The organism is Roseomonas indoligenes, from assembly GCF_017813365.1.
Lineage (GTDB): Bacteria > Pseudomonadota > Alphaproteobacteria > Acetobacterales > Acetobacteraceae > Roseomonas > Roseomonas indoligenes.
Genome location: NZ_JAGIZA010000009.1, coordinates 95,573 through 118,217, shown reverse-complemented (window position 1 = coordinate 118,217; position 22,645 = coordinate 95,573). Strand labels below are relative to the sequence as shown.

The following is a 22,645-nucleotide window of genomic DNA, read 5'->3' as shown; positions in this document are numbered from 1 at the left end:
TTCGAGGGGTGGGAACCCTTGGGCCTCCGTCCGGTTAAGGGCCGGTCAGACGAAGGAGAAAGCCATGCCCCGGATCCAGGGTTCGGTGGTGGTGATCGCGGGCGCGTCCAGCGGCATCGGGCGGGCGACGGCGCAGCACCTGGCGCGGCAGGGCGCGCATCTCGTCCTCGCCTCCCGCCGGGCGGAGACGCTGGAAGTGGTGCGGGGCGAGTGCGAGCGGCTGGGCGCGGAGGCGATCGCCGTGCCGACGGACGTGACGGACTCCGCGGCCGTGCGGGCCCTGGCGGACGCGGCGCGGGCGCGGTTCGGCCGGATCGACGTCTGGATCAACAATGCCGGCGTGGGCGTCGTGGGACCCTTCGACGAGGTGCCGATCGAGGAGCACGAGCAGACGATCCGCACCAACCTTCTGGGCCAGGTGAACGGGGCGCATGCCGCGCTGCCGGTGTTCCGGCGGCAGGGCAATGGGGTGCTGATCAACCTGCTCTCCATCGGGAGCTGGGTGCCGACACCCTTCGCCTCCTCCTACGCCGCCTCCAAGGCGGGGCTGCGGGGCTTCACGGAATCGCTCCGGGCGGAGTTGCAGGACCAGCCGGGGATCCATGTCTGTGACGTGTTCCCCAGCGTGGTGGACACGCCCGGGCTGCGGCACGGGGCGAACCGTACGGGCCACCGGATCGAGGTGGGCGGGCCCATCACCTCCCCCTTCGAGGTGGCGGAGACGATCGCCTCCCTCATTCGACGGCCGCGGAATGCGGCGGTGATCGGGGTGGCGGCCTGGGCCTCCCGCCTCGCCGCCACGGTGGCGCCGAAGCCGCTGCGCTGGGCGGTGGGCGTCATCATGAAGCGCGGGCTGTCGGGCGGGGCAAAGGCGGAGGGATCGGCCGGCAATCTCTTCGACGCGCCGGAGGACCATGCGGTCTATGGCGGCTTCCGGAAGGAGGTGGCGGTGAAGGTCCCGACCAAGGCCTGGCTGGCCGCGGCGGGGATCATCGGCTTCTGGCTGGCCCGCCGCCGCTAAGGCAGCATCCGCTCTCCGGATCTTGCCCGGACGACAGAGGAGAGCGCGCTTGGAGATCGACATCCCCGAGGTGAAGGCGGAGGTGGAAGCCGCCTTCGCCCGCTATGAGCAGGCCCTGGTGACGAACGACGTGCCCGTGCTGGAAGAGCTGTTCCGCGACGGGCCGGAGACCATCCGCTACGGCGCGGCCGAGAACCTCTACGGCATGGAGGAGATCCGCGCCTTCCGCCGCGCTCGTCCCTCCGCAGGGCTGGCGCGCGCGCTGGAGCGGACGGTGATCACCACCTATGGCCGGGACTTCGCGACGGCGAACACGATGTTCCGGCGCGAGGGGCAGCCGGGGAAGGTGGGGCGGCAGAGCCAGGCCTGGGCCCGCTTCCCCGAGGGATGGCGGGTCGTGGCGGCGCATGTGAGCGTGGTGGCGGAGTAGGGGGAGGGTAGCCCCGGGATCGCCCTTCGGCCGCCCGGGGCGCCGTTCTGCCCCGCTTTCTGCGCCGGGAACGGCATCCCATAACTTTTGAGTTGTAAGTTCGTTAGGTCTCCCCGAGGGGGCGCGCAGCGCGATCCGCCCTGTCCCCTTTCGCAACGCTCGCAGGAGGCATGAACATGGACGAGGATCGGGTTGGCGGCATCGCCGACAAGGCGGCCGGGACTGTTAAGTCGGCGGCTGGAAATGTGACCGGGGACGCCAAGCTCCAGGCGGAAGGCACTGCCGACAAGGTTGCCGGGACCGTCCGGAACGCCGTTGGCGGCGCGAAGGACGCGGTGCGCGACGTCGCCAGCGACGTGTCGGACAAGGCCTCCGAGCTCGGCCAGCGCGCCAGCCGCGCCCTGGACGAGGGGACCGGCCCGCTGCTCGACCAGGTCGGGCGCAAGGCCTCGGAATATGGCCGCGAGGCCCGGGACGTGGTGGCCGCCGGCGCGGAGAGCGCCTCCAACGTCGTGCGCGGCTACCCGATGGCGACCATCGGCATCGTCGCCGTGCTCGCCTTCCTCGTGGGGCGCGTCACGGCCCCGGAGCCGAAGGCCTGGTACCAGCGCGACTGGGTCTGATCGACCTTGAGCGAAAGGCGTCGCCGTGGGGTCCATCCCCCACGGCGGCTGCCGGCGAGTGCTGCCGCCCTCAGCCTCCGGCGATCATGCGCTGCCGCTGCTCGCCCAGCCCGGCGATGCCGAGGCGGATTTCCTGCCCGGGCTTCAGGTAGGTGGGCGGCTTCATGCCCATGCCGACGCCCGGCGGGGTTCCGGTGGTGATGACGTCACCGGGATGCAGGGTGATGAAGCGGCTGACATAGGACACGATCGTCCGCACGTCGAAAATCATGGTGCGGGTCGAGCCGTCCTGGCGGCGCTGGCCGTCCACCTCCAACCACATTGCAAGATCCTGGGGATCGGGGATCTCGTCCGCGGTGACGAGCCAGGGCCCGAGCGGGCCGAAGCCGTCCGCGCTCTTGCCCTTCGTCCACTGGCCGCCGCGCTCCATCTGCCATTCCCGCTCGGAGATGTCGTTGCAGACGGCGTAGCCGGCCACGTGGTCCAGGGCCGATTCAAGCGGCACGTTCTTGGCCTTGGTCCCGATGATGACGGCCAGCTCAATTTCCCAGTCCGTCTTGCGGCTGTCTGGCGGGATGGCGACCTCGTCATCGGGCCCGGCAAGGGTATTGAGCGACTTCAGGAAGATGATGGGTTCCTTCGGCACGGGGGCGCCGCTCTCCGCCGCGTGGTCGGCGTAGTTCAGGCCGATGGCGACGAAGTTGCGCGTGCCGGCGACCGGCGGGCCGAGGCGGGTGGTGGCGGGCAAGGCCGGAAGGCTGGTGGGGTCCAGTTCCCGGAGGCGGGCGAGGCCCCCGGGCGAGAGGACGTCACCGGCGAGGTCCGGGATGGTGCCGGAGAGGTCGCGGATGGTGCCATCCGCGTCCAGCAGCCCGGGTCGCTCGGCGCCGGGGGCGCCGTGTCGCAGCAGCTTCATCGTTCTGTCCTTTTGAACCCTCGCCTGATCAGGCGAAGGCTTCCTCCAGGAAGACCTGCACGGCCTGGAAGAGGGCGCCGCGGTTGCGCTCCAGCATGATGGAGTGCGTGCCTTCGGCCAGCATCACCAGGCGCTTGCCCGGGGAATTGGTGAGAAGCGGGAACAGGGTGGTGGCCATGGCCGGCGGGGTGTCACGGTCCCATTCGCCGAGGACCAGCAGGGCGGGAACGGTGACCTTCGCCGGGTCGTAGAAGGGCTTCCCGGCGTCCCAGTACTCCCGCAGGTCCTGCAGCACGCCGTTGGGCGCGCGGAGGACGGAGGGAACCTGGCGGGAGCCTTCCGGGTCGGTCGCAAAGGTGGCGTCCGCCCAGTACTCGTACCAGCCGGGAGGCAGGAGGGAGCCGCGCTTGTCGGCGGGCACGCCGTTCAGCCAGCGCTCCCGTGCCGAGGCGCGGGTGACGGTGCGATAGGGCTGCAGTGGGCCTTCCGGCACGGGCACGGCGCCGCGGCTGGCCGGGTCGCGCAGCCAGAGCGGGGCGTAGAGGACGAGGCGGTCCACCAGGGCGGGGTTGTCGGCCGCGAAGCGCGCGACGAGCGAGGTGCCCCAGGACCAGCCGACCAGCTCGCATTTCGCCACGCCACGGGCCTGCCGGATATGGGCGAGGGCGGCGCCGATCTGCGCCACCGCCGCCTCTCCGTTGGTGGGGGGCTTGCCCGCCTCGCCCGCCGGGCGGGTGGAGCGGCCATAGCCGGCAAGGTCCAGGCACCAAACGTCGAAGCCGCGCCCGGCCATGTAGTCCATCCAGGACACGCCGGAGAGTGGCAGGTCGAAGGCGGTGCTGGCGGGGTAGGTGGCGCCGTGGACGAGCAACAGGGTGCGGTCCGGCCGCGCCGGCGCGGCGGCCTCCGGGCGCTTGTTGCGGAGATAGAGCTGGGCGCCGTCCGGGCCGGGAATCAGGGCCTCGTCCATGACCACTCCCGTGGGCTGGGCCGCGGCCGGACCGGCCGAGCCAGTAGCCGGGATGAGAAGCGGCGTGGCCAACATGCTGCGACGGGCAAGCGTCATGCAATTTCTCCCAGGCGGCCTCAATTCTGCCGGCCCGCGCTCGTGGCCCGCGGGCGGCGAGGCTGGTGCAGGCTTACCATCCCCGCGCGCCTACTGACACCGGGGAGCGGAGGGATCGGCGGCGAACATGCCCAGGCTTTGCGGCGTGATGCCGCGCGGCAGGCGGGTGCGGCAATCGAAGAAGGCCTCGTCGAAGGCCGCGCCGCGGATGTCGGCGCGGGAGAGGTCCGCGCCGCTCAGGTCGGAGCGGTAGAGATTGGCGCCCACCAGCCGGGCGTTCTCGAAGCGGGCGTTGACGAGGAGCGCCCTGCTCAGGTTCGCGCCGGGCAGGCTGGCGCCGGAAAGGTCGGCCCCGGAGAGGCGGGCGCCGCCCAGCCGCGCATCGGGCCCGATCACGCCGCGAAGGCTGGCCTCCCGGAGGTCATGGCGGGACAGGTCGATGCCCACGATGTTCGTGCCGTCCAGGCGCGCCTTGTCGAGGGTGAGTTCCTGGACCGAGAGCCCGGCCAGGTCGGCCCCGCGGAGATCGGCACCGGAGAGGCGGAGCAGGCCGACAAGGGCGCCGGTGAACCGTACCCCCCGCAGATCGGCGCCGGACAGGTCGAGGAAGCCGAAGCGAGCATCCGAGAAATCCGCCCCCCGCAGATTCCTAGTGCTCAGGGTGATGCGCCGCCGGACCGGCCTGAGGTCCAGGCCCCGAAAGTTGCGCATCTCCTGCAGCACGGCCTCGTCGCCTGCTAGGGCGCGGGCATAGGCGACGGTCTGGCGCACTCCGGCGTCACCGGGCGCGAGTGCCAGTGCCCGGTCCAGATGTCCTTTCGCTTCGTCGGGGCGCTTTTCCCGGAGCAGGCTGCGCACGAGCCCGAGCTGGGCGGGGAGGAGATCCGGGGCGCGGGAGGCGAGTTCGGCATAGGCGCCGAGAGCCCCCGTGTCCCGCCACGTCTCCAGCAGCCGGGCGCGTTCCAGCACAGGTTCCAGGGCGCCGGGCGAGACCGCGATGAGCGCGTCCAGTCGTTCGCGCTCCGCGCGGAAGGTCTGGAGGAGCCTCCAGCCCATCGAAGCGGACTGCGCGGCCTGTTCCTGCTGGGCAGCGTAACCAGCTGGCCAAGTGGGCGCGGGGCCGAGGGATAGGCCGCTCATCATGCAGGCACTGGTCGAGAAGCCCGCGGGGTTAGAACCCTCGGCGGGAATAGGGTTCGCCATGAAGGTCATGGTCTGGCCTACACGCAGGGGAATGCCGCAGGCGGAGGTGGTCGTGTGCCCGTACAGCAGGGTCACGTCCGGCACCTGCCCCTTCCACCGACCGGTGACAGCGATGCTGGCGAGGTAATTGTCCTCGCGTCTTGATGAGGCGGGCTGCCGGAGTTCGGTGACGCGCCCCGAGAAAATGAACGGCGTGTGCTCAATCGCTTCAAGAGGGGTACGCGGCGCGCACGAGCAGGCCAGGGCGGAGGCGACCGGGCAGGCCATGAGGAGGAGCGCCAGTAGCGCGGCCCATCCGGGGCTGCGGCGCGGCGCCCGCGGCGGGCCAGGAACGCGGACACGCTTCGCCGAGGCGGAAGATCCCGGCCGGGTGCCGGTTCCGGTGCGGTAACGCATGGCGGATCCTTCACGAGGCGCCACCGGGCGCACGGGAGACTTGTTGCCCGGGACCGTGCCAGTAGCGCTCGGGCCTGCCAATGTGCCCCGCCCGCGCTACAAGCCCGTGCATGAATGCCACGTCATCTCGCGCGGGCTGGTGGGCGGAGGCATGGGCGATGGTCCTGCTGGCCTGGCCGCTGGCGCTGACCAACCTCTCCCAGATGGCATTGCTGGCGACGGATTCCGCCTATCTCGGCCATCTCTCGACCGAGGCGCTGGCCGCCGTCACCCTCTCCGGCGCGCTGTTCTGGACGGTGCTGTCGCCGGGCTTCGGGCTCTCCTTCGCCGCGGCCGCGATGCTGGCGCAGGAACGGGGGCGGCGGGTCGGGCATGTCCGGGCCATGCGGCGCACGCTGCGGGCGGGGCTGCTGGGCGCGGTGCTGGCGGCGGTTCCGGGGATGGTGCTGCTGTGGAACGGCGGCGCGGTGCTGCTGGCGCTGGGGCAGGAACCGGGGCTGGCGGAGAAGGCGCAGGATTTTCTCCGCTGCATCCTGTGGGGCATCCCCGCCTTCGGCATCTTCCTGACCCTGCGCGGGCTGATGGCGGCGATGGAGCGGCCCTGGCCGCCCCTGGTGATGGGGCTGCTGGCCGTGCCGCTGAACGCGCTGCTGGGCTGGGTCCTGATCTTCGGGCATCTCGGCGCCCCGGCGCTGGGGGTGCGCGGGGCGGGGATCGCAGGGGCGGTGGCGGACGGGTTCATGGCGGTCGCCCTGGCCATCTTCATCGCGCGGGACCGGCGCCTCCGGCGCTACCGCTTCTTCGGCCGCCTCTGGCGGCTGGACATGGCGCGGCTGGGCCGGCTGGTGCGGCTGGGCCTGCCAATCGCGGCGCAGATGCTGCTGGAAATCGGGCTGTTCAGCGCCGTCGGGCTGGTGATGGGCTCCTTCGGGGCGCAGGCCGTGGCGGCGCACGCCATCGCGCTGCAGATCGCCAGCACCACCTTCGCGGTGCCATTGGGGCTGGGGCAGGCGGCGACGGCGCGGGTGGGGCTGGCCATCGGCGCCGGGCGCCCCTGGGCGGCGCGGCGGGCCGGGTGGGTGGCCGTGCTGCTCGCCGTGGCCTTCATGCTGCCGATGGCGCTGGGCATGATGCTGGCGCCCGGTGCCCTGGCGCGGTTGTTCCTGGACCCGGCCGCGCCGGACACGGCGGAGACGGCGGCGTTGGCGGCCACCCTCCTCTTCCTCGCCGGGCTGTTCCAGGTGAGCGACGGCGTGCAGGTGGTGGGCGCCGGCGCCCTGCGGGGCCTGCACGACACGCGCGCACCGATGCTGATCGCGGCGGGCGGCTACTGGGGGCTTGGCTTCCTGGCGGCCCTGGCGCTGGCCTTCCCGGCCGGGCTGGGGCCGGCGGGCATCTGGGCGGGGCTGGTGCTGGGGCTGGCGGGGGTGGCGGGGGCGATGACCTGGCGCTGGGCGCGGCTCTCCCGCCGCGGCGGGCTCACCGCACGGGCGCGGCCGGCCTGAGGACGGGGCCGGATCGCCATATCCCGGGAATGCCGGACGGCCATGCGGCCGGGATGGCTTGACGGCCCGGGGCGGCCGGGCCCCCATCCCGCCCCATGAGCACGCCCATCTGGAAGAAATCCGCCACCCTCGAGCAGATCGCGGGGCGGGCGGGGAACACCGCCATCAGCCTTCTCGGGATCGAGATCACGGAGATCGGGCCGGACTTCCTGCGCGCCACCATGCCCGTGGACCACCGCCACGTGCAGCCCTGGCGGGTGCTGCATGGCGGCATCTCCGTGGCGCTGTCGGAGACGCTGGGGAGCATGGCCTGCTACCTCGCCGTGCCGGAGGGGTTCCATTGCGTGGGGATCGAGATCAACGCCAACCACATCGCCGCCGTACCCGAGGGCCAGGGGGTGACGGCGGAGTGCCGGCCCTTCCATCTCGGCCGTTCCACCCAGGTGTGGCAGACGGAAATCCGCCGGGCGGATGGGCGCCTGGCCTGCGTGTCCCGCATCACCTGCGCCGTGCTGCCGGACTGAGCGAGGGCGCGGGACGCCCGATGCATTACGCCCCGGCCATGAAGCCGGAGGGGTTACCATCCGTTTCCTGCCGCGCCGGACAAGCAACCCGGGCGGCGGGCAGGATGGCCCGGCCGGACCCATCCGGCGAAGGAGGTCACACGATGCACAAGCCCCTGTTCCTGGCTGCCGCCCTGGCCCTGACCGGCGCTGCCGGCCTTGCGGTCGCCCAGCCCGCGCCACCGGCCCCGCCTGCCCCGGGCGCCGCGGCCCCGCTGCCCGCCCCGCCGCCGCCCCTCAATCCCCAGGGGCCGGGCCCGCAGGCCCAGGGACCCCGTGGTCCGATGGGTGGCCCGATGGGTGGTCCCGGCTTCGAAGGGCCGCGCGGCCCCATGGGTGGCCCGGAGGGCCGCATGCGCGGCTGGCATCACCCTCCGCGCTCCGAGTCGGCGAGCTTCTTTTTCCAGAAGGATGACTCGGTCATCCACATCCACTGCGCCGAGGACGAGCCGACGCGGGCCTGCGTGGACGCCGCCTCCACCCTGATCGACAAGCTGGCGACCATGCCCAACCGTTAAGGGCGATCGGCGGGGACCGACGCGTCGATGGACCGGGGCCCCGCCGATACCATTACCAAAGTTTCGCTGGACGCCGGGCACGCCCCGGCCCACCCCTGCGCCGCCTTCCCAGGGGATTTCCATGCGCCGCACTCCGGTCCTCCTCCTCGCGATGCTTGCCGCCCTGCCGGCCGCCGCCGAGGAGGCCCGCCCCGACGGGCTGCGCTGGGACGGCATCGCACCGACCCTGCAGCTGGCCGAGGGCAACTTCACAGCCAAGCCCGTGGTGCGGCTGGACGCGGATCTCGGCTCCTTCTTCGGGCAGGACGAGTCGAACGGGTTCCGCAGCGGCGTGAACATCCGGCGCGGCCGGCTGGGCCTGGGCGGCACGGTGCTCCGGGACTTCACCTACAGCTTCGTCTGGGAGTTCGGCGGGCAGAACCCGAACGACTACAACAACATCTTCGAGGCGCAGCTCGCCTATACCGGGCTGGGCTGGGCCACGCTGCGCGCGGGCATCTTCACGCCCCAGCACATGCCGGAATACGCCGGCTCCTCCTTCGATCTTCCCTTCATGGAGCGGGCGACGATCACCAACCTCGCCGCTTCGCTGGCCACCGGCGACACGCGGGAGGCGGCGGGGCTCGAGGGCAAGGGCGAGCTGGGGGGCGGGGGCGCGCGGTGGAATGCCAGCGCCTATGTCACCGGCGGCGTCGGCTCCACCCCGCATGACGGGCGGCAGCGCGGCGCGGCCGGGCGGGCGGTGGTGCTGCTGCCCCCGCTCGGCCCCGTGCAGTTCCAGATCGGGGCCGATGCCGCGGCGCAGTTCCACCCGGGCACCGATCCCGGCCCCGAATCCAGCCGCTTCCGGGACTACCCGGAGCTGCGGATCGATTCCCGCCGCTTCCTCGACAGCGGGTCCATCCGGGCGGACCAGGCCTGGGCCGTGGGGCCCGAAGCGGCCGGGCGGGTCGGCCCCCTCTACCTGGAAGCCGTTTGGCAGCGCCTGACCGTGGAGCCCCCGGACGCGCCGACCCGCCGCTTCGAGGGCTGGTACATGGAAGGGCTGTACACGGTGCTAGGCCCGGCGCGGGAACGGTCCAACGACACCGGCACCTGGAAGCGCCCCAAGGCCGAGGGGCGGTTCGGCAGCGTGGAAATCGGGGTGCGCTACAGCACGGCGGATCTCGGCCTGACCCGGCAATCCATCTGGACCGCGGGGGTGAACTGGTATCTCACCGACCGGTTCCGGCTCCAGGCGCAGTACGAGAACGGGCGCACAGGGGTGGACCGGGACTTCCAGGCGATCGGGATGCGGGCGTCGTTCAATCTCTGACCGCGCCGGGAAGAGCCGGGGGGAAGAAAGGACTTCTTCCTCCCCCCTGACGCCGCCTCAGCACCCGCCCGGAAGGGCCTCCAGGGTCTCCAGCTTCCCGTTCACCGCGAACTCGCCGAAGTCCATGTTCATCTCGTCCGCCACGCCATTGGCGTAGTAGCGCAGCCCCACCTCGTAGTCCGGGGAGGAGGCACCGCCGCCGCTGTTGTCCTTGCCGAAGAAGGCGATGCGCATGCGGCCGCTCTCCTGGTTCGCCAGAAGCGGGAAGCGGGGATTGGCCTCGGCCTCCTTGCGCCAGGGGGAGAGGATGGTGGTGCTCTCCTGCGCGCCGTCGTCGCTGGTGCCGTCCATCAGGGGCGCGTTGACGATCTTCTCGCCGGCGCGGGCGGCGGCGATGACGCGGAGGGTATGTGCCATCGGCAGGAGGGTGCCGGCCGGCAGGGTTTCCTGCGAGGGGCGGGGCTGCTCGTAGCGCGCGGTGCCGGTCCCGTCGGGCTGGAGGGTGGCCTCGCCGGTGATGCGGTTGCTGACCGCGCCGGCCGTCATCTGGGTGAGGGAGTAGCGCAGGCGGCGCCCGTCCTTGCTCTCCCAGGTGGAGTAGTCGGAGGCGGTCTCGACCGTCTGGCCGTCACGGTCCTGGATGCGCATGGTCAGGCGCTGGCGGCTGGCCCAGCCGTCGCAGGCGTCCAGCACCTCGAAGAGCATCACGCCCTCCGCGCGGGCGATGTCGGAATTGTCCCGCGCGCGGTCGAAGGTCAGGCGGTAGGCGGCGCGGTGGGCCGCCATGGCCTCCGCGCCCGGCATGGCCGCGGCCGTGCCGGCAGCCGCCCCGCCATTAGGGGCGGCGGGCTGGGCGGGCGCAGGGCCCGCGAGGACCAGGGCCGCGCCCAGCGTGAGCGTGGTAGCGAGGAGAGAGCGCAGGCGCATCGAGGAGCCTTTCCGGAAGGGCCCAGACTTAGGCGGTCTTCGCCTGGCTTGCACCCTTTGCGTCATCTTTGTTGCCCTTCGCCGCCCCATCCTTGGCCGCGTCCTTCGCGGGGGGAAGGTCGGGCTTGATGTGCAGCTCCTTCCAGCGGCCGGGCTCCACGGTGCTGGGGGCACCCATCATCAGGTCCTCGCCCTGCTGGTTCATGGGGTACATGTTGACCTCGCGGAGATTCGGCTCCTCCGCCAGCAGCATGACGATGCGGTCGATGCCGGCGGCCATGCCGCCGTGGGGCGGGGCGCCGTAGCGGAAGGCGTTCAGCATGCCGCCGAACCGCTCCTCCACCGCGCTCTCCGGGTAGCCGGCCATGCCGAAGGCCTTCACCATGATCTCGGCCTTGTGGTTCCGGATCGCGCCGGAGGCCATCTCGTAGCCGTTGCAGACGATGTCGTACTGGTAGGCCGGGATGGTCAGCGGGTCCTGGTTCTCCAGCGCCTCCATCTCGCCCTGAGGCATGGAGAAGGGGTTGTGGCTGAAGTCCACCTTCCCCGTCTCCTCGTTCAGCTCGAACATCGGGAAGTCGACGATCCAGCAGAAGCGGAAGACGTCCTTCTCGATCAGTTCCAGCTCCTGCCCGATGCGGGTGCGGACGGTGCCGGCGAACTTCGCGGCCTCGTCAACCTTCCCGGCGGCGAAGAAGACGGCGTCGCCGGGGCCGATGCCGCAGGCGGAGCGGATGGCCTCCACCCGCTCGGGCTCCAGGTTCTTGGCGATCGGGCCCTTCGGTCCATCCGCGTCGAAGGCGATGTAGCCGAGGCCGCCGGCGCCCTGGGCGCGGGCCCACTCGTTCAGTTTGTCGAAGAAGCCGCGCGGCTTGCCGCCCGCGCCCGGGGCGGGGATGGCGCGGACCACGCCGCCGGAGGCCGCGATCTTGGCGAACAGCCCGAAGCCGGAGCCCGCGAACTGCTTCGTCACGTCCCGGATGATCAGGGGGTTCCGCAGGTCGGGCTTGTCCGAGCCGTAGTCCAGCATCGCCTGGGCGTAAGGGATGTGCCGCCAGGGGCCGGCATCCATGGCGCGGTTGCCCGCGAAACGCTCGAAGGTGCCGCGGATCACCGGCTCCATCGTGGTGAAGACGTCGTCCTGGGTGACGAAGCTCATCTCCACGTCGAGCTGGTAAAACATCAGCGTGCGGTCGGCGCGCCCCGCCTCGTCCCGGAAGCAGGGAGCGATCTGGAAGTAGCGGTCGAAGCCCGCGACCATCGTCAGCTGCTTGAACTGCTGCGGGGCCTGGGGCAGCGCGTAGAACTTGCCGGGATGCAGCCGGGCCGGCACGAGGAAGTCCCGCGCGCCCTCCGGGCTGCTGCTGGTCAGGATCGGCGTCTGGAACTCGTTGAAGCCGGCCGTGATCATCCGCTCCCGGATGTCGTGGATGATCTGGGCGCGGAGGATCATGTTCCGCTGCAGGCGCTCCCGCCGCAGGTCCAGGAAGCGGTAGCGGAGGCGCATCTCCTCCGGCGCGTCGTCATCGGCGGCGACCTGGAAGGGCAGGACATCGGCCTTCGACTGCACGACCAGCTCGCGCACGCGCAGCTCGACCTCGCCGGTGGCCAGGCGCGGGTTCACGGTGGCGGGCTCCCGCGCCACCACCTCGCCGGTCACGGTGATCACGCTCTCCGGCCGCACGTCGTCGGCGGCGGCAAAGACGTCCGAGCCCAGCGGGATGACGCACTGGGTCAGGCCGTAATGGTCGCGCAGGTCGACGAAGAGCAGGCCGCCATGGTCGCGCTTGCGGTGCACCCAGCCGGAAAGCCGGACGGTCTGGCCGGCATCGGCGGCGCGGAGGGCGCCGCAGGTGTGGGTGCGGTAGGCATGCATGGGGCGAGGGACCTGAGGCTGGGACGCGTTTGGGGCGGCAAGAGGGACAGGGGGCGCCCCTGTGTCAACCCCGGCAGGGCCTGTCCTGGCATGTCGGCGCTGATGGCTCCCGGGAGGGAGAAAGAATTCTCCCTCCCGGACCCTCCCTCATCTTTTTCTGTCGGGCTGCCGCGGAATACCCGCCCGATGGCCCGCCTGAGGTCGATGACCTCAGGCGACCGCCACGGCGGCCCGGGTCGACACGGTGTCAAAGCCCTTCGATCATCGCATCCGCGGCAGCCCCATGCAGGTCCAGGAGGCTCAGTCTCCTGGCGGAGGGGTCCGGGGAGGCGGAGCCTCCCTGGGGCAGACGGATCAGGCCCGTCCGGCCGTTCCCACCAGCAACAGCGGGTCCACCTTCAGCTTTGCCAGGGCCCGGCGCCACTTGGCGTCCTGGTCCTCCTCGGTGAAGAGGATGGCCTCGTCAGGGGAGACGGAGAGCCAGGCGTTGCCGGCGATCTCGCTCTCCAGCTGGCCCGGGCCCCAGCCGGCATAGCCGAGGGCCAGCAGGCCCTGGCGGGGACCATCGCCGCCGGCGATGGCCTTCAGGATGTCCACGCTGGCGGTGAGGGCGAAGCCGCCCTCGATGGAGAGGCTGCCCTCGCTCGACCAGTCCTCGGTGTGGAGGACGAAGCCGCGGCCGCCCTCCACCGGGCCGCCGGCGTGCAGCCGGATGCGGCGCTGGGGCGGGATGGGGGTGACCTCCAGCTGCTTCAGCAGGTCGTCGAAGGTCAGGTTCTCGATCGTGCGGTTCAGCACGATGCCCATGGCCCCTTCCGGGGAATGGGCGCAGAGGCAGATCACGCTCCGGGCGAAGCGGGGGTCGTCCATGCTGGGCATGGCGATCAGGATCTGCCCGCCGAGCCAGCCCTCCGAGGCCGGGCCGGGCCTGGCCATGCGGGTCAGCTGGATCGGGGTGGTCTGGCCCTCCGCCTCATCCAGCTCGTCCTCATCCTCGATGGGCGGCGGAGGCGGGGCCTTGTCTTTCGGGCGCCGTGTCATGACGGAAAGATGGAGCCGGGGACGGGGGGCCGCAACCCGCCCGAGCCGCGTTGCTGCGGCCTGGCGAAACATGCGGGACAACCAGCCGTTGACAGCGGCGCGAGACGGGAGCCGTAACTGCGGCAAGACCCCTTCCGAGGATTCCAGATGCCTATCCAGCCCGGCGACGCCATTCCCTCCGTCAAGATCATGCAGGCCAGCGCGGAAGGGCCGAAGGAGGTGGATACGGCCGCCATCCTCGGCCACGGCACCGTGGTCCTGTTCGGCGTGCCCGGCGCCTTCACCCCCACCTGCTCCGCCCGCCACCTGCCGGGCTTCGTGCAGCAGGCGGCGGCGCTGAAGGCCAAGGGCGTGGACACGGTGGCCTGCGTGGCCGTGAACGACGCCTTCGTGATGGCCGCCTGGGGCAAGGACCAGGGCGTGACGGACGAGGTAGTGATGCTGGCCGACGGCGCCGCGGTGTTCACGAAGGCGCTGGGCCTGGAGATGGACCTGACGGCGCGCGGCATGGGCGTGCGATCCCAGCGCTTCGCCCTTATCGCCAAGGGCGGCAAGGTGACGCATGTGGGCGTGGAGCAGCCCGGCGCCTTCGAGGTGAGCAGCGCCGACGCCATCCTGGCCCAGCTGTGACGGACCCCACGCGCTGGGGCCTGATGGCTTGGCAGGCCGGCTGGGTCTTCACCCTCCGCAGCATGGACCTCTGGGCCAAGCCCGATGGTGCGGGCGAGGAGCTGACCCGGATGGCGCTGGAGAAGCAGAAGGCCTTCACCGACGGCATGTTCGCTGCCGGCCGGGCCGCCATGGCCGGGGCGGGACCGGAGGCGGTGATGGCCGCCGCCGCCCGCCCGGCCCATCGGCGGGTTTCCGCCAACCTGCGGACCCTGCGGCGGAACAAGGGCTGACCCCTCCTTCCCTGGCAAGCCCATGACGAAGCCGGTGGAAGGGCAACCCGCCCCGTCCGCCGGCGCTTCATGTGTTCCGAAGAATGGAACGAACGGCGATGCTTCAGGGCAAGGTGGCTTTCATCACGGGGGCGGACTCCGGGATCGGGCAGGCGATCGCGGTGGCCTATGCGCGGGCCGGGGCCGACGTGGCGATCACCTGGCACACGGACGAGGCCGGCGCTTCCGAGACGGCGCGGCGCGTGGAATCGGCGGGCCGCAAGGCCTTCGTGACGCAGCTGGACGTGATGGATTCGCGCGCCGTGGATGCGGCCTTCGGGGCGGCGCGGTCCGCGCTGGGCCCGATCGACATCCTGGTGAACAACGCGGGCAAGGGCATGGGCGGCAAGAAGCCCGTGATGGAACTGGAGGACGAGGACGCGGAGGTGGTGATCCGCACCAACCTCCTCGGCCCGCTCTGGTGCGCCCGGGCCTTCCTCAAGGGGGAGCCGCGGGAGGGGAGCAAGATCATCAACGTCTCCTCCGTGGCGCAGCACCTGCCCACGGCCGAGAGCGCCCCCTACGGCATGTCCAAGGCGGGGGTGGGATCGCTGATCCGCAGCCTGTCCGTGGAACTAGCGCCGAGGAAGATCAACGTGGTGGGCATCGCCCCCGGGCTGATCCAGACGCCGATGACGCAGGAGCGCCTGGACGACCCGGCGAAGCGGGAGGCCTCCTTCAAGGAGATCCCCTGGCACCGGGCGGGGCAGCCGGAGGAGATCGCCAAGCTGGCGCTGTTCCTGGCGAGCCCGGACGCCGAGTACATCACCGGGCAGACCGTGGTGATGGATGGCGGGCTGACGATGAACTGGGGCGGGGCCTGAGGCTCCGGTGAGTCGCGGCACGGCCTGAGAGGAGGCGCCGCCATGGATGGCGAGGCTCCGCGCGGCGCCGATCCCATCGGCAGCGGCTTCGAGGTCGGCTTCGACGAGAGCTTCGAGAAGCGCTGGTACGGCATCGAGCTGCTCGGGCGCGGGGTGATGATCGCCTTCGTGGCGGCGTCCCTGGCCGGGCTGCTCGGCCGCGGGCCCCTGAGCCACCATCTGGTCGAGACACCGGAGAGCGGCTTCGCCGTGGATTACGAGCCGGTGGCCCGCTACGGCACGGACACGCGGATCAGCCTGCACCTGCCGGCCGAGGCGCCCGTCCTGCGGCCGGGCACGCAGCCCGGTCCGAACCAGATCCTCGTCCACTTTCCCTCCGCCCTGGTCGAGCCGATGGGGCTGCAATCCGTCTGGCCGCGGCCGGTGCGGCAGGAGGCGGAGCATGACGGGATCGCCATGACCTTCGACCTGCCGCCGGGCGAGCCCGATCCGATGGTCCGGCTGAGCTTGCGGCCGGCCACGGTGGGGCGGGTCACGCTCTCCGCCCGGGCGGGGACCCGGCCGGCGCTGACCTGGACCCAGACGGTCCTGCCCTGAGGAAACGATGAGCCTCGTCCTCCGTGCCGCGGCCGGCTACCTGATCCTGCTGTTTGCCGTGCGGCTGATCGGGCGGCGCACCGCCAGCCAGATGGCGCCATTCGACCTTGTGCTGCTGTTCCTGTTCGGCGGGATCACCATTACGGCGGTGATCGGGGACGACCGGTCCCTCACCGGCGCCGTCTCCGCGGTGTTCACCATCGGGCTCATGCACATCCTCGTCTCCTGGGCGAAGAGCCGATACCCGCTGGTGGGGCGGATCGTGGATGGCAAGCCGGTGGTGGTGTACGAGCACGGGCAATGGCACCGGCACCGCATGCACCGGCTGCGGCTGAACGAGCAGGACATCATGGCCGCCGCCCGGCAGCGCGGGCTGGAGCGGCTGGAGCAGGTCCGCTACGCCACGGCGGAGCGGGACGGGAAGATCTCCATCATCGCCGAGGGCGGCGACTAGCGCAGCGGCGAATCGGCCGGGACGCCCTCAGGCTTGTTGCTGCCGCTGCGCCAGCGATGGGTGCCGGAGCCGAAGGCGACGAGCTTGCCGTCCGGCCCGAACACCTCGGTCCGGGTAAAGAAGATGCTGTTTCCCGCCGTGACCACCCGGCCTTCCGCGGTGATGCGCCCTTCCGTGACCTGGCCGGTGAAGTGGGTGTTCAGGTCCACCGTGACCGCGCGGCGCACATGGCCGGGCACCGTGCAGAACAGCCCGGAATAGCCCCCGGCCTGGTCGATGAGGGAGAGCAGCACGCCCCCGTGCAGCACGCCGCTGCGGTTGTGGTGGCGCCGGTCCACCACGAGGGCGAGGCGGGCGAAGCCGTCCCGCCACTCGTCCACGGTGAGGCCGATGAGGTCGTGGAAGGGGGCGGTATCGTCCATAGGGGGCAGGTAGCCGCGGATCAGGCGATCTGCAAATCCTGCAGCGCCGCCTCCAGCTCCTGAAAGCTCGGCATGTGGGAGGAGGGGGCCATCTTGCGGCCCGTCTCCACGGAGACCTGGGGCGCGTTGCCCTGCAGATGAGCGACGATGACGGCACGGATCACTTCGAAGTACTTGCACTCCTCGTCCACCACGCCCTTCAGCCGGGCAGCCAGGGGCCCCATCACGCCGTAGGCGAGCAGCACGCCGAGGAAGGTGCCGACCAGCGCGCCGCCGATCATGCCGCCGAGCACGGTGGGCGGCTGGTCGATGGAGGCCATGGTCTTGATGACGCCGAGCACCGCCGCGACGATGCCGAGGGCGGGCAGGGCATCCGCCATGCTCTGCATGGCATGGGAGGGGTGGAGCTCCTCCTCCCTCAGCTTCTTCAACTCCCGCGCCATCACGTCCTCGATCTGGTGCGGGTCGTCGGCGTTCATGCCGACCATGCGGAGGTAGTCGCAGATCATCGCGACCGCGTGGTGGTTCGCCCTGATCTTCGGGAACTTGCCGAAGGCCGGGCTCTCCTCCGGCTTCTCGATATGCGCTTCCAGCGCCATGGCACCCTTGGTCTGCACCAGCCGCACGAACCAGTAGAGGAGGGAGAGCATCTCCACGTAGTCGGCCTTGTGGAAGCGGGCGCCCTTGAAGATCTTCCCGAAGCCGCCGAGCGTGTGCTTCACGTCGTGCATGGAGTTGGACATGACGAAGGCGCCGATGGCGGCGCCGCCGATCATCATCCCCTCCAGCGGCAGGGCGTGCATGATGATATCGAACTTGCCGCCCGCGAGCGTATAGCCGCCGAAGACGGTGACCATCATCACCACGAAGCCGATGATCGTCGTCACGGGGCAGAGTTCCTTCCCGGCGCCGCGGGTTCCCGCAGCAGCAGCACGGAAACGCGGCGGTTGGCGGGGTTCTGCGGCTCCGCCGGCAGCATCGGCTCGCGCTCGGCGAGGCCGGCGACGCTGCGGATCCGGGCCTCGGCCACGCCGCCATCGGTGAGGAGGCGGCGCGTGGCGTTGGCGCGCTCCGCCGAGAGGTCCCAGTTGGACCGGGCGCCCGGGCGGAAGGGGGTGGCATCCGTGTGGCCGGTGACCGCCACCTCGTTCGGCACGCGGTTGATCACCGCCGCCACCTTCGCCATCAGCGCGCGGGCGCGGTTCGAGGGCGCGCTGCCGCCGAGGGCGAACATGGGCTGCCGCTCCGCGTCCAGCAGCTGGATCCGCAGGCCTTCCGGCACCTGCTCCACCTGGAGCTGTTTCGCGAGGTCGGCGAGGGCCGGGTCGTCCCGCACGGCGGCGCGGACCTGCTCCGCCAGGCGATCCAGCGCCTCGCGCTCGCGGCGCTCCAGCTCCTCCCGCAGGGCCTCGGCGGAGGCTTTCGCGACATCGGCCGCGCTGCCGCCGGTGCCGGGTGCGGTGCCGGGTCCGTTCCCCGCATCGGCGCGCGCCGCCTGCAGCCGGGCCGGGGTGGCTTCCTCGTCGTCGCCCTTCGGGGCCTCCCGCCGCTCCACCGGCTGGGCGGGTGTGTCGCTGTCATCCTCCTCCAGGTCGAAGATGACGGGGCGGGGGCCGGTCTCCACCCGCAGGGCAGAGGCGTTGGAGGCGGCCTCGCCCGATTCGTTGGGCGTCCTGCCGCCGAAGGGCTGGCCGGAGCCGGTGCTGTTCCGGCCCATGACGTTGGTGGGGTTGAAGTAGTCGGCGAGGCCGCGCCGCTGCTCCTCCGTGGTGGCGTTCAGCAGCCACATCAGGAGGAAGAAGGCCATCATCGCCGTCACGAAGTCGGCGTAGGCCACCTTCCAGGCGCCGCCGTGATGGCCGCCCTCGCCACCCTCCTCGCGCCTGATGATGATGGTGGCGCCTTCGCCCCTGCCTTTTGCCACGGTCCCGCACCTGTTGATCGGGCGGAGGGTGACTCCATCAGGTTAAGGCGGAGTTGACCGCGGATCAGTGGCCCCGGGGAGGGGAGGGCGCCGCCTCTCCTCCCCGGGGTGTAGCCTCAGCGCTGGCTGCGGGTGCGGCTGGTGCCGCTGCGGCGGGTCGTCGTGGCCGGGGCGGCGGGCTCGGCGGCCGGGGGGGTGGCGGCGGCGCTGGCCGGGGTCACGCCGCGGGACTTGTCCAGCTCCTCCAGCATGCACTTCTTCAGGCCGAACTCGGTCGCGGCGGGCAGGCGCTGCTGGCAGGCCGGGCGGAAGGCCTCTTCCGGGGGCGGGGCGACGGTGGGCGCCGGCGGGGGCGGGGTGGTGCACGCCGCCATCAGCGCCAGCGACGGGAGCAGCACGGCCTTGAGGATCGTCTTGGTCACTGGTTCGTCCTTGGAATACGGGCCCCGCAGGACCGTTCCATGGGCGGGGCGCCGGCCCTTCTAGGGCGCCGCGCGGCGCGCGTCACCGGGCTTTTCCGGACCTTGCAGTGCGGAATTGCGGCAAAGGATGAGGAGTGTGGCCTGCCGGAGCCGATCGGCTTCCGGCGGCGGTGCCGGAAGGGGCCGACCGGCGCCTTTGGATGCCGCCCTAGCGCGTGCTGCCGTCCCGCAGGGCGTCGTAGGCGGCGCGCACCCGGTCCGCGCCATAGGTGCGCTCGAACTTCCGCACGGTGAAGTGGGCGTGGGCCACCCCCCGGAAGTGCTCGAGGAAGGCGAGGTTGATGGCCGCCCCGGCCGCCGCGCCGATGACCGGCACGGCCTGGGCCGAGAGCTTCAGGCCCACCGTGCCCGTGAACCGGGCGGCGATGGCACCCAGAAAGCCCGGCACCAGGCCGGAGACGAGGCTGGAGGCCGCGTTGGGCAGCATCTGGGCCAGCGCGATCCGGGCGGCGAAGTAGCCCGTCTCCGCCACGTCGTCCTCCTCCGTCGTGGGGCTGCCGAGGGCGAAGACGGCCATGCACTCCGCGGCCGTGGAGGCCGACTTCGGGTCCTCCCCCGCCGCGGCAGCCTCGGCCGCGATCTGGCGCAGCAGGATGGTGGTGGAGAACGGCAGTTCCGCCATGGTGCCCAGCAGGCCCAGCGCGCCGCCCGCCGCCCCGCTGGCCATGGCGACGCCGCGGTGGAACCAGGCCACGTCCATGCCGAAGGGGGTGCGGCGGGGCTCCGTGCCCACCGCCGCGGACCAGGCCTTCTCCAAGGCCCGGCGCACGGCGCTGTCCACCTGGTCCCGAATCGATTCGGGCAGCCGATCCTTCAGGGCCTCGATCGGCGTGCCGGCGATGGCGGCGAGCCGCGCGGCGAAGGAGGGCCCTTCGAGCGTGGCCACCGCCTTGGCCAGCTCCGTCTGGGCGTCCTCCGGCAGGGTCAGCAGGGCGGGCAGCGTGCTGCCCGTGGATCCGGACGAGGTGGTGCTCATGGCCTGACAAATGGCGGGGGGGCGGTGGGGTTGCATCACCGCATCGCTCCTTCGCACGGTGGGTCGTTGATCCGCCGTGGGGATGGCCTTATCCCCGCGCCCGAGGCCGGAGAAGCGGCCCGGAAGAGGGGCTGAGGATTTGGTGACGCTGGCGGTGCTGGTCGTGCTCGCCCTGCTCGGGGCACTCGGCTGGCGGATCTGGTCCTTGCGGGAGGGGCGGCGCAAGGCGGTGGCGGCGCTGATCCACGAGTGCCCGGGGCTGGACGACCGGCTGGAGGGACGGGAAACCACGGTCCTGTTCAGCGGGGCGGAGGAAATGGTCGGCCTTGCCTCCCACCGGCTGATCAAGCTGCTGCCCTTCTCCCTCATTCGGAAGTGGCGGACGGAGCCGGTCTACAAGGCCGAGAAGCGCGTGGGCTGGAACTTCATCATCGAGACCGGCGACCCGCTGGAACCGATCTGGACCATCCGCATGAAGTCCGGACCGGGGAACGAGACGCCGAACTTCTGGATGGCGAAGTTCAGCGCGCACCTGAACGGGTAGGGAGCGGGCGGCCCCAAGGGGCTCCGCCCCTGGAACCCCCGGGCAAACGCGAAGCGTTTGTCCCGAGCCAAGGACCTGAGGCCCTTGGAAACCCATCTGGCTGCCGCCACGCCAGCCTGACACAGGGTCTCGGCACGAGAGGTTCGAGCCTGCCCTGAGCTGTTGCCTCGGGTCCTGGACCCGAGGCGCATCGTCAGGCGGGCAATCCCAAGACCTAGAAGAAGATGAGGGTGAGGGGTCCGGGGAGAGGAAGAATCCCTTCTTCCTCTCCCCGGGACAGGCCGGAAGCGCAGGATCAGAGAATGAACCGCGACAGGTCCGTGTTGGCGGCCAGCGGTGCCACCTTCTCCCGCACGTAGCCGGCGTCCACGCGCACCGTCTCGCCGCGGCGGTCGGAGGCGGTGAAGGAGACCTCCTCCAGCAGGCGTTCCAGCACGGTGGCCAGGCGGCGGGCGCCGATGTTCTCCACGCGGTCGTTGATGTCGGCCGCCAGTTCCGCCACGGCGTCCACCGCGTCCGGCGCGAAGTCCAGCGTCACGCCTTCCGTTCCCATCAGCGCGGTGTACTGGGAGGTCAGCGCGTGCTCCGGCTCCGTCAGGATGCGGCGGAAGTCGTCGCGGGTCAGGCCCTTCAGCTCCACGCGGATCGGCAGGCGGCCCTGCAGCTCCGGCAGCAGGTCGGAGGGCTTGGCGATGTGGAAGGCGCCGGAGGCGATGAAGAGGATGTGGTCCGTCTTCACCGGGCCGTGCTTCGTGTTCACCGTGGTGCCCTCGATCAGCGGCAGCAGGTCGCGCTGCACGCCCTCGCGGGACACGTCGCCGCCGCGGAAGCCGTTCTCGCTGCGGGCGCAGACCTTGTCGATCTCGTCGATGAAGACGATGCCGTTCTGCTCGGCGTTGGTCACCGCGTCGCGGGTCAGCTTCTCCTGGTCCAGCAGCTTGTCGGCTTCCTCGCGCTGCAAGGTGCCGCGGGCCTCGGCCACGGTCATCTTGCGGGCGCGGGTGCGGCCGCCGAACATCTTGCCCATCATCTCTTGGATGTTGCCGGCGCCGGGTGGCATGCCCGGGATGTCCATGGCCCCGATGGGCGTGGCCTGCTCGGCCACCTGCACCTCCACCTCCTTGGTGTCGAGGCTGCCGTCGCGCAGCATCTTGCGGAACTTGATGCGCGTCTCGCCATTCGCGCCCTCGCCCACCAGCGCGGTGATCAGGCGCTCCTCGGCGTTCAGCTCGGCCTTGGCCTGCACCTCGGCGCGGCCGGCCTCGCGCAGCTGCACGATGCTGGCCTCCACCAGGTCGCGCACGATCTGCTCCACGTCGCGGCCGACATAGCCGACCTCGGTGAACTTCGTGGCCTCCACCTTCAGGAAGGGAGCATTGGCGAGGCGGGCGAGGCGACGGGCGATCTCGGTCTTGCCGCAGCCGGTCGGGCCGATCATCAGGATGTTCTTCGGCACCACCTCCTCGCGCATCCCATCGGGGAGCTGCTGGCGGCGCCAGCGGTTGCGCAGGGCGATGGCGACGGCGCGCTTCGCGTCGTGCTGGCCGACGATGTAGCGGTCCAGCTCCGAGACGATCTCGCGCGGGGAGAGATTGACGGCTTCCGTGGGGGAGGGGGTGTTCATTCCGGTAGGTCATCCGGGCGCGGGGAGGGCGCCCACAGGGGTGCAGAGAATGTCGTCAGGCGCTCTCGACGAGCCGCGCGAGGGGCGGATCCTGTCGCGCGCCGGCGAGGATGGCGGGCAGGAGACCGGGGAAGCGCCGGTCCAGCTCATCCTGCCGGAGCGTGATCAGCCGCGCGGGGCCCTCCACCCGGACCCGGATCACGCCGGCCTCCCGCAGGCGGGCGACGTGGTAGGTCAGGTTGGTCTTGGTCGCGCAATGGAGGAAGGAGGAGCAGCGCTTCTCCCCCTGCTCGGCCACCATGAGCACGATGGCACGGCGGATCGGATCCCGCAGCGCATCCAGCACGGCGGAGAGGTCGATCGCCTCCGCCTCGGGATGGGAAAGCGCCTTGGACATGCCCACGAGATAGGCAGTTCTGCCCCCGTCTCCAAGGGGCCCCCAGGAGCTTGGTCCAGG

At 71.3% G+C, this 22,645-nt stretch carries 26 protein-coding genes; 13 read left to right on the top strand and 13 right to left on the bottom strand.

Annotation, left to right across the window (positions count from 1 at the left end):
• The first annotated feature begins 64 nt into the window (after positions 1-64).
• The 3 genes from J5Y10_RS15660 to J5Y10_RS28775 all read left to right on the top strand — a co-directional run bounded on the left by J5Y10_RS15660 (position 65) and on the right by J5Y10_RS28775 (position 2,074).
• On the top strand, positions 65-1,021 hold the full coding sequence (locus J5Y10_RS15660; protein WP_209374970.1) for an SDR family oxidoreductase: 957 nt from the start codon (positions 65-67) through the stop codon (positions 1,019-1,021).
• 49 nt (positions 1,022-1,070) lie between these two features.
• Positions 1,071-1,451: an oxalurate catabolism protein HpxZ gene (gene hpxZ / locus J5Y10_RS15655; protein ID WP_209374969.1), complete on the top strand. Its 381-nt coding sequence runs from the start codon at positions 1,071-1,073 to the stop codon at positions 1,449-1,451.
• A gap of 176 nt (positions 1,452-1,627) precedes the next feature.
• Positions 1,628-2,074, top strand: coding sequence for a CsbD family protein (locus J5Y10_RS28775; RefSeq protein WP_209374968.1), 447 nt, complete (start codon positions 1,628-1,630; stop codon positions 2,072-2,074).
• Positions 2,075-2,144: 70 nt separating this feature from the next.
• On the opposite strand, the gene J5Y10_RS15645 is transcribed toward J5Y10_RS28775, so the two are convergent.
• The 3 genes from J5Y10_RS15645 to J5Y10_RS28770 form a co-directional block, all read right to left on the bottom strand.
• Positions 2,145-2,990, bottom strand: a complete 846-nt coding sequence (locus J5Y10_RS15645) for a fumarylacetoacetate hydrolase family protein (protein WP_209374967.1) — start codon at positions 2,988-2,990, stop codon at positions 2,145-2,147.
• 28 nt (positions 2,991-3,018) lie between these two features.
• Positions 3,019-4,056 (bottom strand): alpha/beta hydrolase, encoded by a 1,038-nt coding sequence (locus J5Y10_RS15640; RefSeq protein WP_209374966.1) that lies wholly within the window; start codon positions 4,054-4,056, stop codon positions 3,019-3,021.
• Positions 4,057-4,146: 90 nt separating this feature from the next.
• Complete coding sequence (locus J5Y10_RS28770; protein WP_209374965.1) at positions 4,147-5,343, bottom strand: pentapeptide repeat-containing protein; 1,197 nt, start codon at positions 5,341-5,343, stop codon at positions 4,147-4,149.
• 470 nt (positions 5,344-5,813) lie between these two features.
• Here J5Y10_RS28770 and J5Y10_RS15630 point away from each other — a divergent pair, with 470 nt between their 5' ends.
• The 4 genes from J5Y10_RS15630 (at position 5,814) to J5Y10_RS15615 (ending at position 9,556) form a co-directional block, all read left to right on the top strand.
• Entirely contained in the window at positions 5,814-7,160 is a 1,347-nt protein-coding gene (locus J5Y10_RS15630) for an MATE family efflux transporter (RefSeq protein ID WP_209374964.1), read from the top strand.
• A 95-nt stretch (positions 7,161-7,255) separates the two neighbouring features.
• Entirely contained in the window at positions 7,256-7,684 is a 429-nt protein-coding gene (locus J5Y10_RS15625) for a PaaI family thioesterase (protein ID WP_209374963.1), read from the top strand.
• Positions 7,685-7,827: 143 nt separating this feature from the next.
• Entirely contained in the window at positions 7,828-8,241 is a 414-nt protein-coding gene (locus J5Y10_RS15620; RefSeq protein ID WP_209374962.1) for a hypothetical protein, read from the top strand.
• 121 nt (positions 8,242-8,362) lie between these two features.
• Positions 8,363-9,556 (top strand): OprO/OprP family phosphate-selective porin, encoded by a 1,194-nt coding sequence (locus tag J5Y10_RS15615; protein ID WP_209374961.1) that lies wholly within the window; start codon positions 8,363-8,365, stop codon positions 9,554-9,556.
• Between the two features lie 57 nt (positions 9,557-9,613).
• Here the strand turns inward: J5Y10_RS15615 and J5Y10_RS15610 are convergent, their stop codons facing one another.
• The 3 genes from J5Y10_RS15610 to J5Y10_RS15600 form a co-directional block, all read right to left on the bottom strand.
• Complete coding sequence (locus J5Y10_RS15610; protein ID WP_209374960.1) at positions 9,614-10,483, bottom strand: cell envelope integrity EipB family protein; 870 nt, start codon at positions 10,481-10,483, stop codon at positions 9,614-9,616.
• A gap of 28 nt (positions 10,484-10,511) precedes the next feature.
• Positions 10,512-12,359 (bottom strand): aspartate--tRNA ligase, encoded by a 1,848-nt coding sequence (aspS, locus tag J5Y10_RS15605; protein ID WP_209374959.1) that lies wholly within the window; start codon positions 12,357-12,359, stop codon positions 10,512-10,514.
• A 354-nt stretch (positions 12,360-12,713) separates the two neighbouring features.
• The gene (locus tag J5Y10_RS15600) at positions 12,714-13,400 is read right to left on the bottom strand and encodes a YqgE/AlgH family protein (RefSeq protein ID WP_432761255.1); all 687 of its coding nucleotides are present in this window, start codon (positions 13,398-13,400) and stop codon (positions 12,714-12,716) included.
• A gap of 147 nt (positions 13,401-13,547) precedes the next feature.
• Here J5Y10_RS15600 and J5Y10_RS15595 point away from each other — a divergent pair, with 147 nt between their 5' ends.
• From J5Y10_RS15595 to J5Y10_RS15575, 5 genes are all read left to right on the top strand, one after another.
• Complete coding sequence (locus J5Y10_RS15595; RefSeq protein WP_209374958.1) at positions 13,548-14,030, top strand: peroxiredoxin; 483 nt, start codon at positions 13,548-13,550, stop codon at positions 14,028-14,030.
• Positions 14,027-14,302, top strand: coding sequence for a hypothetical protein (locus tag J5Y10_RS15590; protein ID WP_209374957.1), 276 nt, complete (start codon positions 14,027-14,029; stop codon positions 14,300-14,302). The genes J5Y10_RS15595 and J5Y10_RS15590 overlap by 4 nt, the downstream gene beginning before the upstream one ends.
• A gap of 98 nt (positions 14,303-14,400) precedes the next feature.
• A complete protein-coding gene (locus tag J5Y10_RS15585) occupies positions 14,401-15,165 on the top strand; it encodes an SDR family NAD(P)-dependent oxidoreductase (RefSeq protein ID WP_209374956.1) in 765 nt (254 codons plus the stop codon).
• A 42-nt stretch (positions 15,166-15,207) separates the two neighbouring features.
• Positions 15,208-15,762: a hypothetical protein gene (locus tag J5Y10_RS15580; protein ID WP_209374955.1), complete on the top strand. Its 555-nt coding sequence runs from the start codon at positions 15,208-15,210 to the stop codon at positions 15,760-15,762.
• A 7-nt stretch (positions 15,763-15,769) separates the two neighbouring features.
• Positions 15,770-16,216: a DUF421 domain-containing protein gene (locus J5Y10_RS15575; protein WP_209374954.1), complete on the top strand. Its 447-nt coding sequence runs from the start codon at positions 15,770-15,772 to the stop codon at positions 16,214-16,216.
• Here J5Y10_RS15575 and J5Y10_RS15570 read toward each other — a convergent pair.
• From J5Y10_RS15570 to J5Y10_RS15550, 5 genes are all read right to left on the bottom strand, one after another.
• Positions 16,213-16,638, bottom strand: coding sequence for a PaaI family thioesterase (locus J5Y10_RS15570; protein WP_209374953.1), 426 nt, complete (start codon positions 16,636-16,638; stop codon positions 16,213-16,215). The genes J5Y10_RS15575 and J5Y10_RS15570 overlap by 4 nt on opposite strands.
• A 20-nt stretch (positions 16,639-16,658) precedes the next feature.
• Positions 16,659-17,525, bottom strand: coding sequence for a flagellar motor stator protein MotA (gene motA / locus J5Y10_RS15565; protein WP_209374952.1), 867 nt, complete (start codon positions 17,523-17,525; stop codon positions 16,659-16,661).
• The gene (locus J5Y10_RS28765; RefSeq protein ID WP_209374951.1) at positions 17,522-18,562 is read right to left on the bottom strand and encodes a flagellar motor protein MotB; all 1,041 of its coding nucleotides are present in this window, start codon (positions 18,560-18,562) and stop codon (positions 17,522-17,524) included. Before J5Y10_RS28765 ends, motA begins: the two co-directional genes overlap by 4 nt.
• A gap of 116 nt (positions 18,563-18,678) precedes the next feature.
• Positions 18,679-18,984, bottom strand: a complete 306-nt coding sequence (locus J5Y10_RS15555; RefSeq protein WP_209374950.1) for a hypothetical protein — start codon at positions 18,982-18,984, stop codon at positions 18,679-18,681.
• A gap of 208 nt (positions 18,985-19,192) precedes the next feature.
• Entirely contained in the window at positions 19,193-20,056 is an 864-nt protein-coding gene (locus tag J5Y10_RS15550) for an EcsC family protein (protein ID WP_245214764.1), read from the bottom strand.
• A 106-nt stretch (positions 20,057-20,162) separates the two neighbouring features.
• On the opposite strand from J5Y10_RS15550, the gene J5Y10_RS15545 reads away from it, so the two are divergent.
• The gene (locus J5Y10_RS15545) at positions 20,163-20,564 is read left to right on the top strand and encodes a hypothetical protein (RefSeq protein WP_209374949.1); all 402 of its coding nucleotides are present in this window, start codon (positions 20,163-20,165) and stop codon (positions 20,562-20,564) included.
• Between the two features lie 295 nt (positions 20,565-20,859).
• On the opposite strand, the gene hslU is transcribed toward J5Y10_RS15545, so the two are convergent.
• Together hslU and J5Y10_RS15535 are read right to left on the bottom strand one after the other, a co-directional pair.
• Positions 20,860-22,188, bottom strand: coding sequence for an ATP-dependent protease ATPase subunit HslU (gene hslU, locus J5Y10_RS15540; protein ID WP_209374948.1), 1,329 nt, complete (start codon positions 22,186-22,188; stop codon positions 20,860-20,862).
• Positions 22,189-22,243: 55 nt separating this feature from the next.
• Positions 22,244-22,585, bottom strand: coding sequence for an ArsR/SmtB family transcription factor (locus J5Y10_RS15535; protein WP_209374947.1), 342 nt, complete (start codon positions 22,583-22,585; stop codon positions 22,244-22,246).
• Positions 22,586-22,645: the final 60 nt, after the last annotated feature.